Here is a 14,908-nt window from a genome sequence, read left to right on the forward strand (position 1 = left end):
TGTGAGTTTCGTCCGTGTCCGCCGCGCAGGATCGTCGAGTGGTCGCGCTGATCGCCGGGTCGCACTTCGTGAACCACACCTATCTCGTAATGTTGGCCCCGCTCGTGACAGTGCTCGCTGGGCGGTTCGACGTGAGTATCGCGGGGATCGGGCTGGCGATCGGGATCCAGAACGCGGTCGTCCTCCTCCTGCAGCTCCCCTTTGGCTACGTCTCCGACGCCTACAGCCGGAGGCTCGTCCTCGCGATATCGCTGGTCGTCGGAACAGTCGGCGCCGCCCTCACCGCGCTTGCGACGTCCTACGCGTGGCTCCTGGCAGCACAGGTGGTTGTCGGCGTCGGGGTGGCGGGCCATCACCCGGCCCACTATCCGCTGCTTGCGGCCGTCTCCACGGATAGCAACCGCGGCCGCGCATACAGCGCCCACGCCTTCGGGGGGTCAGTCGGCCTCGCGGCGCCGTACGCGGTCGTCGCGGCTACCGCTGCGCTCGGGTTCTCGTGGCGCGTCGCGATCGGCTCCGTCGCAGCATTGGGCGCTCTGTACGCCGCGTACTGTCTCCTACAGTTCCGGAACGTCGACGAGTCGATCACGCAACCCGGCCTGGCTGAGCGGCCCGACGGCCGGCCGACGCTCCGTTCGATCCCGGGGCGGTTGCGACGCCTCCTCCGTACACTGACCGCATCGAATGGGATCCTCGCGCTGACGGTGCTGGCGTTTTCAACCTCCGCGGCGGCGTGGGCGATCCGGACCTACACGCCGAGTCTGCTGGCGGCGGGCTATAGCCTCCCTGAGGGAACCGCGAACGTCCTCACGTCCGCAATGTTGGGGGTTGGTGCTGGTCTGATCCTCCTCGGCGGGGGGCTCACCGACAGGCTCGGGCCCGCCCCGATCCTGATCGGCGGATACGGTCTCCTTGCGGTCGTCGCCGCGCTGCTTGCGACGCTCGCGCTCCCGATCTTCGCGGTCGGGATCGTCCTGGTTCTCAGCGGGAGTATCAGCCTGTCGCGGCCGGCGCGCTCGACGCTCGCAGACGAGCTATCGGCGCGTGCGGACCTGGGGAAGATTTTCGCCCTCGTCACGATCGGGATCTCCCTCGGCGGGGCTGTCGCGCCCCCCTTCTTCGGTTATCTCGTCGACACCGCGGGACTCGGGATCTCGTTTGCTGCCGTTTCAGCCCTCGGAGTCCTCTCGCTGGGAATCGGGTGGTGGATCGTCCGCGATGCAGCGCGCCGACGCTCCGCGACGGCGCCGGCCGCCGACGATTGATCTGCGACGAGGGGTCCGCATCACCGGTCAGGACCGAAACGATGAATCGGCAGGTCATCCCAGACGGGTGTATGAGCTATCTTCCCTGGGCGCTGCTCGCGCTTGCCACCTACTCTGTCGTACCGCCGCTGATGAGCGTCGCGACGACCGGATCGACGGCGATTCCGAGCAACGTGGCGACGCTGATGACGAACTTCGTCCTGGTGGTGTTGTCCGCCCTCGTCGTGGTCGTCAACCGCGAGGACCCGCTCGGCTACATCGGCCATCCGAAAGCCATCTACGTGTTGATCGCAGGCGTCTGCGTGACCGTCGGCATCCTCGCGTACTACCGCGCCCTGTCGCTCGGGCCGGTGAGCGTCGTCTCGCCGATCTTCGGGATGTTTCTGGTTCTCAGTTCGGCCATCGGGTTCGCGTTCCTCAACGAATCTCTGACCGCCCGGAAACTGCTCGGAATCGGCCTCGGACTGGTCGCGATCTACCTCGTCAGCGTCGAATAGTCGACGGCGAGTGGAATGATCGACGGTGGACGGTATCGTTGACGGCGCACAGGATAGTCGACGGCGAACGGACAGCATCTTTACATCCAACGTGCGTACACGAAGGTATGGTCGTACTCGAATCCGATTCCGAACTGTCTCAGGGAGACGAGGCACCGGCGTTCGAACTCCCGGCTGCGGACGGGAACACGTACGCGCTCTCGGACTTCGCGGAGTACGAGGCGCTTTTGATCGTCTTCACCTGCAACCACTGCCCCTACGCGGAGGCGAAGGTCGACGAACTGAACCACCTCGCCTCTGCCTACGAGGACCTCGCTGTCGTCGGGATCAACCCGAACGACGCCGAGGAGTACCCCGACGACTCCTACGAGCGGATGCAGGAGCGCGTCGAGGCGGGCGAAATCCAGTTCACCGCCTATCTGCGCGACGAGTCCCAAGACGTCGCCCGCGAATACGGCGCCGTCTGTACTCCGGATCCGTTCCTCTTCGAAAACGACGGCGGAACCTTCCGGCTCGCGTTCCACTCTCGTCTCGACGACGCGATGAACCCGGACGCGGAACCGAACCGCTACGAGATGCGGGAGGTCGTCGAGGCGCTGCTCGCCGGCGACGAGATTCCGATCGATGAGACGCCCTCGCAGGGCTGTTCGATCAAGTGGACAGAGGAGTGACACTCACGAGGCGTTGGCGAGAGTTTATATACTAGCCCGGGACCACGACCGCCGTGCGGTGAGACCCGCCGCAGGGCGTTCCGCGGGTGTGTAGCACGCCGTCCTGCGGATGCCGTAGTGCTACCTGTTCGCCATTTGTCGCCGTCTGCCGGCAAGTCCGACCAAGGTTTGTGCCTGTCTCCCGGCGAGTTCGACTTGGTTCGTCGTCGGCGGGACGAATGACGGTCACTCGCCGTCGTCAGATGGCGGATCGAGCGCTTCCGCGCGTTCCAGCGCCTCGCGGGCGTTCTCGACGGCCGTCTCCTTCTTTGCCGGATAGGCCTCGACCTTCGCTCTGAGCGTGATCCCGTCGCCGCGGCGGACCTCGCCACCGAACGCCGCCTGCTTGTCCAGGCGCAGGAACAGTTCAGTGTTCTCTGTGACACGCTCGTCGAGTTCGGCCAAAAGCCCCTCGAACTCCGGTAACTCTGTGAGGCGAGCGAGGACGTAGCGGACCTCGTCGGCGTTCTCCACCCGCGCGGAGAGGACGACGATCCGATCACCGTGGTGGCCCTCGCTTTCGGTTCGTGTGATCTCGAAGTCTTCGGGCAGGAACGTCCGCAGCGCCCGCTCCACACGCTTTTGGTCTTCGGTCTCGTAGCAGAAGGTCCGCAGATCGACGTAATGAAACGGGATTCGGGGCATTGGAGGTGGTTCGGGGGCGAAACGGAAAAACTCCGGTTACTCGTCGGCCGCGTCGTCGTCGTAGACGTCGGTGTCGTCGCCGTCTGCGGGTTCGAGCTGATCCGCGGCGATGCCGACCTCTTGACCGTCGTCGAAGCTCACCGTGTAGGTGGCGTCGCCGAACATCGTCTCGACGACCTGCGTGATCGTTCCGACCTCGCCGTCGAACTCGCTGTGTTTGTCGTGCAGTACCACGCTGTCGTCTTCGTCGAACTCCATACACGAGAAGCGTCCTGCAGCGGTGAAAAGTCGTCTGGTTCGGGAGCGGGGGGACAAACAATGCGGAATCACCGTCCTCTGACAGGCGATATATAAGGCCGGGGGTCCTCCAGGCTGGTATGCCAACGACCAGACGATCGTATCTCGCTGCGCTCGGTGGCGCGGCAACACTCGCCGCGACAGCCGGCTGCCTCGGTGGCTCCGGGGGCAGCGGTCCGCTTCCTGAGGGCTGTGACGTCGGGTCACTCGATTCCGTCTCCTCGATGTCCCGTCCCGCTCTCGGCCCCGAGGACGCCGCCGTCACCGTCGACGTCTTCGAGGATTTCGCCTGTCCGCACTGTCAGACGTTCACCTTAGAGACGTACCCGGAAATCAAGTCCACCTACATCGATCCCGGCGAAGTACAGTATCGGTACTTCGATTTCCCCATCCCCGTCGACGAGGAGTGGTCCTACCGGGCTGCCTCCGCCGCCCGAGCGGTGCAGGATCGAAGCGACGCCGAGACGTTCTTCGCCTTCGCGAAAGGCGTCTACGAGAACCAGAGCGATCTGGGTAGCAACGGGTACGAGATCGTCCACGACCTCGCAGATGACGCCGGGGTCGACGGCTGCACGGTCGCCGCGGCCGCCGAGCAGGAACCGTACCGCGAGGTAGTCGAGGCCGACCGGCAGACCGGCAGCGATCGCGGCGTACCCGGCACTCCCGCTGTCTACGTCGATGGAGAACTACTCCGCGGATACGAGTGGGACACTGTCGACGCTGCCATTGCCAGCGCTCTCGATGGCTAACTGATCGCCCCTCCGGGATCGTCGGCGCCGTTCGCGATCAGGGACCCTCCGACCCTATTCGAGACCCGGTGTCGTTCTCTCTGTCGACCTCAGGCGAGCCCAGGTGTCGCTCCCCTCGCCGACTTCAATCGAGTCCGGGTGTCGCTCCCTCCGGTGTCGGCAACGCGCGCAGCGAACGCGGCGGGACCAGGAAGTTCCCTCGGCGCTTCACAAAGACGTATTCGAGAATACCGTTGTTCACGCGTTGCCGAATCGTCGGCACATCGGTGAGGTCCGTCCCGTTCATCGCCTCGCGAACCTCCTCGAACGCGGTGATTCCCCGCTGGAGACTCGGGAAGTGGAGGCTGGCCTCGTCGTCGTCCGTGGACTCGAAGTGGCGTCGCAACAGCCGGACGTTCCCATCGGCGTCACGATTGCCCCGCGCTGCTTTCTGAGCGTGACCCACCCGGGCGTATTCCCGGGCGTGTTCGCGCACGTTTTCGATCATCTCGGGTGTGAGCCCGCTGTCGTCGCCGAGATTCTCGCCGACGCCCTCGACCAGCCCGCGCTCGGCGTGAACCGGGGAGAACATCTCCGCGACCCGCTGCTCGAAGGTCTGCTCTTCGTACCAGTCGTCCAGGCGCATCCGGAGGTTCGAGACGTGCTTCGTCGTGCCGCCGGCGAAGGGACCCGCCGAAAGCGTCACGTAGTCCTCGGTCGCCTGATTCTCCCTGAAGCCCGCGATAAAGCCCATAAACAGCGGCGATTCCGCCGGGACCGGATTCGAGTCGGGGATGCCGGCCAGTCCCTCCTGTCGCTCGGCGGGCATCCCGGCGCCGACGAATCCCGTGCGGCGGTCCGCAACCTCGAAGACCGACGTGAGGGGCGTCTCGACGGCAACCCCGTTTGCCCTCGGTTCGTTGCCGCGCAGCGCCTCTTCCGCGGCGAGGACCACCTCGGGCCGGTCCGAAGCGAGATGCAGCAGCGCGTCCTGTCGGTCGAGCGCGGGCGACTCGAACGGCGACAGCGGCCGCGGCTCGGGGAGATCGATCGAGTCGGGGAGCGCCGTATCGAAGCGATCGAAGTACCGTGGAGTATACGCGATCGACGACAGAAGCCCGTCGCTGCTCCGCTCGTACGCCCGATCGAGCGCGGTCAGCGCGGATTCGACCGTCTGCCTGGCCGCGGGATCGGGTACCCCGTCACCGGGGAGCGTGAGGTAGAGCAACACCTGATGACGGGGGAGAAGTCTGTTCCCGTGCTCGTCGGTTCGCACGCGTTCGTTCCAGGCGTGCTGCCGTTCGGGGAGCGTCGACGGATCGTCGGGGCCGCTGGGGACCGGGTCCCCCGAGCGGTCGAGACACGCGGAAAGCGCCGCGGTGCCGCCGGCAGCGACGGCCGCCTTCAGCAGCTCCCGACGAGTCAGGTTCCCACCCCGGTCGAACATATACGGTCTATGGAAGCCGCGGCAAAGTGGATTCTGATCCGGAGCGCGAGCCTCACGGTGAACGAGCGACGGACGCCTCGCAAAACGACGCGGATATTTGTTCGGAGCATCAACCGCCGCTGTGACTCCCCGCGGGACGCGAATCCGACTGGCAGTCGGTGTCTGGGGCGTACTCGTCTCGCAGGTGTTTCTCTACCCCGGTGTCGAGGACATCGTCGTCGCACTCGGCGGGGACGACACCATCCAGGCGGGGATGTGGTTTCTCGTCGCGGAGTTCGCGGCGTTCGTCACCTTCGCCAGCGTGTGGGGCGCCGTCAGCGACGCCGTCGGCCGGCGGATGCCGCTCGCTGCCGTCGGCGCACTCGGGGGTGCGGCCTGCTATCTGCTCCTGACGGCGGTCCCGACGATCGGCGTTCCGTTCGCGGGCGTCATCGTCATCCGACTGGTCGGCGGCGCGGCGACGATCGGCGCCTTCTCGCTTTCGATCACCGCGCTCGCGGATCTCTCAGGGGGCCACGGGCAGAATATGGGCGCGGCCGGCATCGCGATCGGACTCGGGGCGGCGCTCGGATCGGTACTCGGCGGCTGGCTCGCGGACGCCGATCCCCTCTATCCGCTGTTCGCCGCCGCGGTCACGCTCGTCGCCGTCGCGATCCTGTTTCTCACCGTGACTGAGAGCCTGCCGGACACGGATCCCCTGCGCGTCGGCGACGTGTTCACGCGAATCCGGCGCCGCCCGGCCCTGCTCGTGCCGTTCGCGTTCGGATTCATCGATCGAATGACGGCGGGGTTCTTCGCGCTCGTCGGGGTCTTCTACTTCCGGGAGTCGTTCGGACTCGACGCCGCGGGCGCGGGCCTCGCACTCGCCGCGTTCTTCGTTCCGTTCGCCCTCTTGCAGTATCCAGCGGGGGTCCTCTCCGATCGGATCGGCCGGGCGGTTCCGGTCGTCGTCGGGTCTGTCTGCTACGGGCTCGGTATCATCGCCGTCGGGATCGCACCCGTCCTCGTTCTCGCCATCGGTGCGATGGCCATCGTCGGCGCGCTGGGCGCGCTCGTCGCGCCAGCGACGATGGCGCTCGTGACCGACGTCGCCTCCCCGGAGACTCGTGGCGCGGCGCTCGGCGGCTTCAACGTCTTCGGCAGCCTCGGCTTTCTCGCCGGCTTCCTCCTCGGCGGATCGACGACTGCGACTGCTGGTTATACGGCGGCGTTCCTCGTAGTCGGACTCTCGGAGGTCGGGATCGCACTCGTCGCCGCCCGGGCCGTCTGGCGGATTTCCGGTTCCGATCCCGGCCCCAAGACCGAAATCGATCCCGGATGAGGCGGATCGATACCGGTGCTCGACGACGCTCGCTCCGGACAGCGGTCACTCGTGGCCGGAGACCCGGACCGGTTCGTAGGGCGCTTCGAGGTACTCTATCTCCGAGTCGGTGAGGTCGATCGAGAGCGCCTCCACCGCGTCTTCGAGGTGTTCGATGCTCGTCGTGCCGACGATCGGGGCGTCGACACGGTCGTCAGAAAACAGCCACGCGAGCCCGATCTGGGCCATCTTCACGCCTTTCTCTTCGGCGAGTTCGGCCACGCGCTCGTTGATCTCGCGTCCCCCGCCTTCGAGATACGGATGTTCGTGCGCGTGGTCGTCAGTTTCGCCGCGGGTGGTCGCTCTGGCTTCCTGGTGTGGACGCGCCACCCACCCGCGGGCCAGCGGCGACCACGGGATGACGCCGACGCCCTGTTTCTCACAGAGCGGGAGCATCTCACGCTCTTCTTCCCGGTACAGCAGGTTGTAGTGGTTCTGCATCGTCGCGAACGGCGTCAACCCCTCCAGATCGGCGACGTGCTGTGCCTCCGCGAACTGGTGGGCCCACATCGACGAGGCGCCGATGTATCTGGCCTTCCCCCGCCGGACGACGTCGTCGAGCGCCCGCATCGTCGCCTCGATCGGCGTGTCGTCGTCCCAGCGGTGAATTTGGAGGAGATCAAGCGTCTCCATTCCCAGTCGGTCCAGTGAGTTGTCGAGTTCCTGTTCGATCGCCTTCCGGGAGAGGCCGCCGGAGTTCGGATCGTCCTCGTCCATCTGGAAGTACACCTTCGAGGCCACGACGAACCGGTCGCGGTCGTACTTCGAGAGCGCCTCACCGAGCACCCGCTCGGACTCGCCTTCGGAGTACATATTCGCGGTGTCGAAAAAGTTCACCCCGAGTTCGATCGCCCGGTCGACGAGTGCTTTGCCCTCCTCTTCGTCGAGTACCCACTCCCGCCAGTCGCTCGTCCCGAAGCTCATACAGCCCAGACAGATCTTCGAGACGGTAGTGCCCGTTTCACCGAGTGTCGTATATTCCATAGCGGCGTCACGGAGCGGGGATGCAAAAAGCTACGCGACCCTGCAGCGATCTGACAACAATTAAACCGGATACCGTCGTAGTGCCGCAACGAGAGGTCCCCCTCTCGTGTGACACTATGTCGCAACACAACCGCAGACGACTCACAGTTCTTCTCGTAGCCCTCCTCGTGGTTGGCGGGCTGCCAGCCGTCGCAGGTGCACAGCAGGCCGGGTCGACCGTCGACGGCGACAGCCAGTTCAGCAGCGTCGTCCGCGTCGACGCCGGCGAAACCTACGAAGGATCGATCGACGCGACGGCCGCATCGGTCGTGATCGCAGGCACTGTCGAGGGCGACGTGTCGGCGTCGGCGGGATCGGTCATCGTCACCGAATCGGGACGGGTGACCGGGTCGCTCGACGCCGCCGCCGGGAGCGTCGTGATCGAGGGCACCGTCGACGGCGACGTCTCGGTCGGCGCCGCAGCCTTCGAACTTCGCGAAGGTTCCCAGGTCGGCGGGGCGCTGGAAGCGGGTGCGGCGGACATCCGCCTCGATGGCGCCGTCGACGGCGACGTCACGCTCAGCGCTGACACGCTGGCCGTCGGCTCGACGGCCACGGTCGGCGGGTCGCTCACCTACGCCGGCGAGGACGTCACAGTCGCTGACGATGCGAGCATCTCGGGATCGGTCAGTCAACAGGACTCAGTCGAACTCGCCGGTCCTGACACCTTCGGGGCCGGCGGTGGCAGTTCACCACTCTCGGATATCCCGGGCTGGGTCGGCCCTCTCTACGGCAGCCTGGCTGAACTACTCCTCGGTGCGGTCCTCCTGGCTGCCGTGCCGACCTTCTCGCGCCGACTCGTCACGACAGGCACGTCGCGGGCGCTTCGCAGCGCCGGCACGGGTCTCCTCTCGATCGTCGGCGTCCCGATCCTGCTTTTGCTCACGGCTATCACGATCATCGGCATACCCCTCTCGCTCGCCGGCCTCGTCACCTTCCTGCTTCTCCTCTGGGTGACGTCCGTGTACGGGGCGCTGATCGTGGGGACGAATGCGCTGTCGCTCGCGGACTACGAGAACCGGTGGGCCGCGCTGCTGGTCGGTGTCGTGGTCGTCGGACTGCTGGAGGCGATCCCGGTCGTGGGCGGGCTCGTCCAGTTCGTGGTCCTCATACTCGGATTCGGCGCGTTCGCGCTCGCGGCGTACGATTACCGGCGCGGCGGAGCGGAGACGGAGCCTGACGATCTCACCGGCGTCGTCGGTGGCGAATAGTTCGCGGGTCGGTTCGGCGTCACGGTCCACATCCCGTCTCCGTGGCGTACATTCTTGGCGCCGCGCCGCCTTCCTCCGGTATGTACGTTGCAGACCGGACCTGGCCGGAACTCGGAGACTACGTCGCCGAGGAGTCGGTCGCGATCGTCCCGCTCGGATCGACCGAACAGCACGGCCCGCATCTCCCGCTTGCGACCGACCACCTGATCGCCGAGGGGTTAGCGCGCGAGGCGAGCGAGCGGACGGGTTTTCTCTGCACGCCCACCGTCAACGTCGGCGTTAGTCCGCATCACCGCCAGTTCCACGGGACGATGTGGGTCGACGCGCCGCAGTTCCGCGACTACGTCGAGTCGCTGACGCGGAACCTCACCTACCACGGGATCGACCGGGTCGTCTACGTCAACGCCCACGGCGGCAACGTTCAACATCTCCGCGAGGTCGGCCGACGCCTTCGCGACGACGGCACGTGTTATGCGGTCGAGTGGATGTGGGACGAGTCGATCCCGGACCTCGTCGAGGAGGTCTTCGAGCGGAACGGCCCCCACGGCGGGCCGAAGGAGACGGCGATGATCCAGCACCTCGCCCCCGACCTGGTCCGAGAAGAGAAACTCACCGCCGCCCGGGACAACGGACTCCCTGACGTCGACGCCGCCGAACACATCCAGAAGTACGGCGCGCGGACCTTCTACGACGCGATCGAGAACTCCGAGAACGGCGTCTTCGGCGACCAGACGGACGCGACGCCCGAGATCGGCGAGCGCCTGTTCGAGGCGGCCACGGAGCAACTCGTCCAGCTCCTGGAGTGGCTCGACGAGCGGCCGATCGAGGACCTGCTGGCGCCGGCCCACGTGGATCCGCAGCCGGGAAGCCGGCGTGGGTAGTGGGTGATCAGTCCTGAGCGGGAGGATCGTCCTCGCCGTCGATTCCCGCCGCTCCGTTCGGCGAGAAACCTACGAGGACTCGCGAAACTCCCAGAAATCGATCCGGGGAATGGAATCGGGACTGGGACACGGTTCGGCCCACAGACGAGCGAAGTAAGAAGGGGGTTCACTCGCCGGTGTTCCCGTCTCTCAGAGACGACTGACCGCCGTCTCGATCGCCCGCGCCGTGTACACCTCGAGAAGGTGGCTCCGGAACTCCGCGGAGGCGTTGGTATCTTCCATCAGCATATAGGATTCGACGTCGTCGGTCGCGTGCGCTGCGGCCTGCTCGGCGAGGTCCGCGTCGATCGGTTCGCCGGTCAGCACGTCCTCGGTGGGTCCGAGCCGCATCGCGTGATCGAACGCGCCGTTTGCCGCGATACGGGCGTCAGTGATCGTCTCACCGTCCGTCTCCAGCACTGCGGCGACGCCGACCAGCGCGTACCCCGACGAGGGGCTCTCCTTCTTTATGTACGCCCCCGACGACTCCTGTTCGAGGTGTGGAATTTCGATCCGGGTGAGGACTTCGTCCTCGGCGAGCGCAGTGGTGAACATCATCTCGAAGAAGTCGGTGGCGGGGATCGTCCGTTCACCATCCCGCCCGCGAGCGTGAATCGTCGCGTCGGAGACGAGGACTGCGGCAGGTAGGTCGGCTGCCGGATCGGCGTGAGCGATGTTCCCGCCGACCGTCCCCGCGTTCCGGATCTGCATATCGCCGATCTCGGCGGCAGCCTCCGAGACGATCGTTTTCCGCCCAAGCACGTCGTCGTCGGCCACAGTCGCGTAGGTGGTCATCGCACCGACGCTACTCGACTCGTCCCCGTGGTCGATCCCGTACAGGGAATCGACGTCCTCGACGTCGATAATCACATCCGGGTTCGAGAGGCCGGATTTCATCGCCGGAAGGAGGCTGTGTCCCCCTGCCATCAGTTCGACGTCGTCTTCGCTGTGTTCGACAAGGAGATCGACGGCCGCCTCGACGTCCTGGGGCGTATGATACTCGAATGAGGACGGGTACATTATGTATCACCCTCCTTTTCGCGGACAGCTGACCAGATTGTCTCGTTGGTGAGCGGCATATCGAGGTGATCGATCCCAAACGGCTCCAGCGCGTCGACAACGGCGTTGACGACCGTCGGTGTCGCACCGATCGTTGCGGACTCCCCGACGCCTTTCACCCCAAGTGGGTTGTGTGGGCTCGGTGTCACCGTACTGTCCGTCTCGTACTCGGGGAGGTCGTTCGCGCGCGGAAGGGCGTAGTCGTTCATCGATCCCGTGACGAGGTTCCCCTCGTCGTCGTATTCGCCCGACTCCAGGAGCGCTGCGCCGATCCCTTGGGCGATGCCGCCGTGTATCTGCCCTTCGACGATCATCGGGTTGATCTGCTCGCCACAGTCGTCTACTGCAACGTACCGCTCGATCTCGACCTCGCCAGTCTCCGGCTCGACTTCCACGAGCGCGATGTGGGTTCCAAACGGGAAGGTGAAGTTCTCGGGGTCGTAGTAGGATGTCGCTTCCAACCCCGGTTCCATCTCGTCGGGGATATCGTGGCTGATGTAGGCCTCGTGGGCAATCGTCTGGATACTCATCGAACGATCGGGTGCCCCAGCGATGTGGAACTCTCCGTCTTCGAACTCGACGTCTTCCTCGTCGGCTTCGAGTTGATGTGCAGCGATCGATCGAGCTTTTTCGATTACCTTCTCGGCACTTGTCGACACAGCGGCGCCGCCGACAGGAGCACTTCGGCTCCCGTAGGTCCCCATTCCCTGCGGGACTTCGTCGGTATCGCCCTCGATGACTTCGACGTCGTCGAGCGGCACACCGAGCTCCTGGGCGGCGACTTGCGCGAGGGTCGTCCGGTGGCCCTGGCCTTGATCCGAGGTTCCACAGTACACGGTGACCTTCCCCGAGGGATGGAAGCGAACGACGCCAGCCTCCCAGCCGCCGACGACAGAGCCGAGTTCACCGGCAGCTTTCGACGGTGAGAGCCCTGCCGACTCGACGAAGTTCGCGACGCCGATCCCCAGGTACCGGTCTTCCTCCTCACGGAGCCGCTTTTGTCGCTCCCGCTGCGCTTCGTAGTCGATCAACTCCAGGGCGCGGTCCATCGCCCGCTCGTACTCGCCGCTGTCGTAGTGGACGCCGACCGGCGACGCATAGGGGAAATCGTCGGGGTCAATCAGGTTTTTGCGTCGGAGTTCCGTCGGGTCCATCCCGAGTTCACTTGCGGCGACATCGAGGATTCGCTCGGTCACGTAGATCCCCTCCGCGCGTCCTGCGCCGCGGTATGCGTCGACCGGGGCTGTGTTCGTGAAGGCACCGACGACTCGACAGTGGATGGCGGGGATCTCGTACTCGCCCGAGAGGATCGTCGCATAGAGGTACGAGGGGGTTGCCGTCGCGAACTGGAGGAGGTGTGCGCCGAGACCAGCGTGCGTTTCGGCCCTCAGTCCACGGATTGTGCCGTCGTCGTCGACCGCGATTTCGGCTTCAGTGACGTGGTCCCGTCCGTGACTTCCGGTGGCGTAGTCCTCGCTGCGGGCAGCCTGCCACTTGACGTCACGTCCGAGTTGCTTTGCACACCAGGCAGTGATGGCCTCGTCCGGGTAGTGATAGATCTTCTTCCCGAATCCGCCACCAACTTCTGGTGCGATAACCTGAAGTTTGTGTTCCGGATGCCCGAGCGTCGCTGTCGACAGCAGCATCCGGTGGATATGCGGATTCTGTGATGTCATCCAGAGAGTCAACTCGTCGCTGCCCGGGTTATAGCTAGCCGCCGCGGCTCGTGGCTCGACGGCGTTGGGGATGATCTTTGGCTGTTCGAGTTCGACACTCGCGACGTTGTCAGCCTCGGCGAATGCCTGGTCGACGGCATCACTGTCGCCGAGTTCGAAGTCGAATGCCACGTTGTCCTCGGCCTCCTCGTGGACCGTCGGTTCGGCACCGACTGCTTCCGTCGGTTCCGTCACCGATTCGAGACGCTCATACTCGACGTCGACGAGGTTGGCGGCCTGGTGGGCTTTGTACCGGTCTTCAGCAACGACGGCGGCGACCGCGTCACCTGTGTGACGGACTTTGTCGGTCGCCATAATCCGGTACTGCGGTGTCACAAGGCCCGGAAGCATCCACGCCGTCGGGATGTTGTTTGGGATGCCGCTGGACTCGATATCTTCGCCGGTGAACGCGGCGATCACGCCGTCTTGTGCCTCGGCCTCGCTCAGGTCGATGTTCTCGATGCGGGCGTGAGCGTACTGGCTTCGAACGATCGAGACGTGAGCAGCGTCGGGAAGCTTATCGTCCGTGAACTCCGCTTCCCCCGTGAGCAGCGAGGAGTCCTCTCGCCGTTCCACGGTCGATCCGAATACGTCGTCGACTGCTTGTTGCTCGGACGCCATTCTAATCACCCGCTCCCTGGCTGGACAGTTCCTCTGCTGCGGATTCGACCGCGTTGACGATGTTCTGGTAGCCGGTACATCGACAGAGGTTCCCGTCGATCGACTCACGGATCTCTTCCCGAGACGGGTTTGGATTCTCCTCCAGCAGCGAGGTTGCGGTCATCAGCATCCCCGGGGTGCAGTATCCACACTGCAGCCCGTGTTCCTGCTGAAACGTCTCCTGAAGCGGGTGGAACTCTTCGCCGTCGCTGAGCCCCTCGACAGTCGTGATTTCCGCACCGTCCGCACGAACTGCGAGCATCGTACAGGATTTGATCGGGTCGCCGTCGACGTGGACCGTACAGGCCCCGCAGAGACTGCTCTCGCAGCCGACTTTCGGGCCGGTATAGCCCAGTTCCTCCCGGAGCGCGTGAACCAAAAGCGTCTCCGGTGTCACGCTTAAGTTCCGTTCCTCGCCGTTTACTTCGAGTGTGATTTCGTGTTTTTCTTCCATCATAGTGTATCTTTGAACATTTTTGTATTCGTTGCGGTAGCTCGGATGGTGTCAGAACAATCCTGACACCCGGTCACGGAGACTGCTCTGTGTTTCCTCCTCGGCCGCATCGCCGACTTCCTTCAGGCGGTCGGCAACCTGGTCGAAGAACCGTTTGACGACGCGGTTGGCCACCGGTTTGATGACTCGACCGCCGAGCTGTGCGATCTTGCCGAACACGTCCGCTTCAGCTTCCCATTCGACAGCGACGCCGTCTTCGACCTCCGAAAGCTCCATCCACGCCGACATCTCGAAGGCGCTGTTCGCAGCTGAGCCTTCGCCTGCTGCGCTCATCCGCGGAAAGTCCCGTTCTGTGATGGTAACCGTCGACTCGAAGCTCGGTTTCACGTTCCCGACACTGAGTTCGATGAGCGTGGCGTACGTGTTCCCTTCCACAAAGGCCCGTTCAGCGACGTCCTCGGGTGTTGCGTCCGGGAGGATCGGCGGATCCTCTCCGTCGTTTTCTGCTTCCGTCCGAAGCTGCTCGAAGTCTACGTCCCCACCGTCTTCGACCGGAACGAGGAATTGACAGCCCGGCAGGGACGCTTTGATCATATAGGGATCTGAAAGCGCCAGCCAGACTTCCTCGAGGGAGACATTATCGATTTCGAAGGTTCCATCGAATTTCATAATTGAGCCTTTGATACCATACTACATATTACAGATCATCAGTTCAATAAAACTAACGCGTGTCTTGTGATCAAAACGCGCCACAGGAGAGGATAGATCACCTCCACCGGCCGCCGCTCCTCACGGAGATTCATCAGACAGTCGCCCCGGGAGAAGCTTGCTACTATTTTAGCGGCCCTGGTGATGCTGAAGGTAGCGCGTTGATCGTTCTCGGGGCTTCCCGGTAAGCGCCGTCATCGGGGGAAGCA

General features: G+C 64.7%; 15 protein-coding genes. 7 read left to right on the forward strand and 8 right to left on the reverse strand.

Going from position 1 to position 14,908, the window contains the following annotated elements:
- Positions 1-14 precede the first annotated feature (14 nt).
- The 3 genes from RJT37_RS12545 (at position 15) to RJT37_RS12555 (ending at position 2,433) form a co-directional block, all read left to right on the forward strand.
- Positions 15-1,265, forward strand: a complete 1,251-nt coding sequence (locus RJT37_RS12545; RefSeq protein ID WP_313684927.1) for an MFS transporter — start codon at positions 15-17, stop codon at positions 1,263-1,265.
- Positions 1,266-1,336: 71 nt separating this feature from the next.
- Positions 1,337-1,762 carry an EamA family transporter gene (locus RJT37_RS12550; protein WP_313684929.1) on the forward strand — a complete coding sequence of 142 codons (426 nt, stop codon included), beginning with the start codon at positions 1,337-1,339 and terminating at the stop codon, positions 1,760-1,762.
- Between the two features lie 107 nt (positions 1,763-1,869).
- Positions 1,870-2,433, forward strand: a complete 564-nt coding sequence (locus RJT37_RS12555) for a thioredoxin family protein (RefSeq protein ID WP_313684931.1) — start codon at positions 1,870-1,872, stop codon at positions 2,431-2,433.
- A 225-nt stretch (positions 2,434-2,658) separates the two neighbouring features.
- Here RJT37_RS12555 and RJT37_RS12560 read toward each other — a convergent pair whose 3' ends face one another.
- Both RJT37_RS12560 and RJT37_RS12565 read right to left on the reverse strand, forming a co-directional pair.
- A complete protein-coding gene (locus RJT37_RS12560; RefSeq protein WP_313684933.1) occupies positions 2,659-3,117 on the reverse strand; it encodes an RNA-binding protein in 459 nt (152 codons plus the stop codon).
- A gap of 36 nt (positions 3,118-3,153) precedes the next feature.
- Positions 3,154-3,375, reverse strand: coding sequence for a DUF1918 domain-containing protein (locus RJT37_RS12565; RefSeq protein ID WP_313684935.1), 222 nt, complete (start codon positions 3,373-3,375; stop codon positions 3,154-3,156).
- Positions 3,376-3,494: 119 nt separating this feature from the next.
- On the opposite strand from RJT37_RS12565, the gene RJT37_RS12570 reads away from it, so the two are divergent.
- On the forward strand, positions 3,495-4,163 hold the full coding sequence (locus tag RJT37_RS12570) for a DsbA family protein (RefSeq protein ID WP_313684936.1): 669 nt from the start codon (positions 3,495-3,497) through the stop codon (positions 4,161-4,163).
- 124 nt (positions 4,164-4,287) lie between these two features.
- On the opposite strand, the gene RJT37_RS12575 is transcribed toward RJT37_RS12570, so the two are convergent.
- The gene (locus tag RJT37_RS12575) at positions 4,288-5,589 is read right to left on the reverse strand and encodes a DUF7405 family protein (protein ID WP_313684937.1); all 1,302 of its coding nucleotides are present in this window, start codon (positions 5,587-5,589) and stop codon (positions 4,288-4,290) included.
- A 121-nt stretch (positions 5,590-5,710) separates the two neighbouring features.
- Here RJT37_RS12575 and RJT37_RS12580 point away from each other — a divergent pair, with 121 nt between their 5' ends.
- Entirely contained in the window at positions 5,711-6,910 is a 1,200-nt protein-coding gene (locus RJT37_RS12580) for an MFS transporter (protein ID WP_313684938.1), read from the forward strand.
- A gap of 45 nt (positions 6,911-6,955) precedes the next feature.
- On the opposite strand, the gene RJT37_RS12585 is transcribed toward RJT37_RS12580, so the two are convergent.
- Positions 6,956-7,933, reverse strand: a complete 978-nt coding sequence (locus RJT37_RS12585) for an aldo/keto reductase (protein WP_313684940.1) — start codon at positions 7,931-7,933, stop codon at positions 6,956-6,958.
- A 116-nt stretch (positions 7,934-8,049) separates the two neighbouring features.
- On the opposite strand from RJT37_RS12585, the gene RJT37_RS12590 reads away from it, so the two are divergent.
- Together RJT37_RS12590 and RJT37_RS12595 are read left to right on the forward strand one after the other, a co-directional pair.
- Positions 8,050-9,183: a bactofilin family protein gene (locus tag RJT37_RS12590; RefSeq protein WP_313684942.1), complete on the forward strand. Its 1,134-nt coding sequence runs from the start codon at positions 8,050-8,052 to the stop codon at positions 9,181-9,183.
- Positions 9,184-9,263: 80 nt separating this feature from the next.
- Positions 9,264-10,064, forward strand: coding sequence for a creatininase family protein (locus RJT37_RS12595; protein WP_313684944.1), 801 nt, complete (start codon positions 9,264-9,266; stop codon positions 10,062-10,064).
- Between the two features lie 189 nt (positions 10,065-10,253).
- Here the strand turns inward: RJT37_RS12595 and RJT37_RS12600 are convergent, their stop codons facing one another.
- Genes RJT37_RS12600 through RJT37_RS12615 form a run of 4 tightly spaced genes read right to left on the reverse strand, consistent with a single transcriptional unit; the run spans position 10,254 to position 14,660 of the window.
- Positions 10,254-11,123: an FAD binding domain-containing protein gene (locus RJT37_RS12600; RefSeq protein WP_313684946.1), complete on the reverse strand. Its 870-nt coding sequence runs from the start codon at positions 11,121-11,123 to the stop codon at positions 10,254-10,256.
- Positions 11,123-13,498 carry a xanthine dehydrogenase family protein molybdopterin-binding subunit gene (locus tag RJT37_RS12605; protein WP_313684948.1) on the reverse strand — a complete coding sequence of 792 codons (2,376 nt, stop codon included), beginning with the start codon at positions 13,496-13,498 and terminating at the stop codon, positions 11,123-11,125. Before RJT37_RS12605 ends, RJT37_RS12600 begins: the two co-directional genes overlap by 1 nt.
- 1 nt (position 13,499) lies before the next feature.
- Entirely contained in the window at positions 13,500-13,991 is a 492-nt protein-coding gene (locus RJT37_RS12610) for a (2Fe-2S)-binding protein (protein ID WP_313684950.1), read from the reverse strand.
- Between the two features lie 51 nt (positions 13,992-14,042).
- Positions 14,043-14,660: an SRPBCC family protein gene (locus RJT37_RS12615; RefSeq protein WP_313684952.1), complete on the reverse strand. Its 618-nt coding sequence runs from the start codon at positions 14,658-14,660 to the stop codon at positions 14,043-14,045.
- Positions 14,661-14,908 lie beyond the last annotated feature (248 nt).

This window comes from Halobellus marinus, from assembly GCF_032113415.1.
Taxonomy (GTDB): Archaea; Halobacteriota; Halobacteria; order Halobacteriales; family Haloferacaceae; genus Haloquadratum; species Haloquadratum marinus.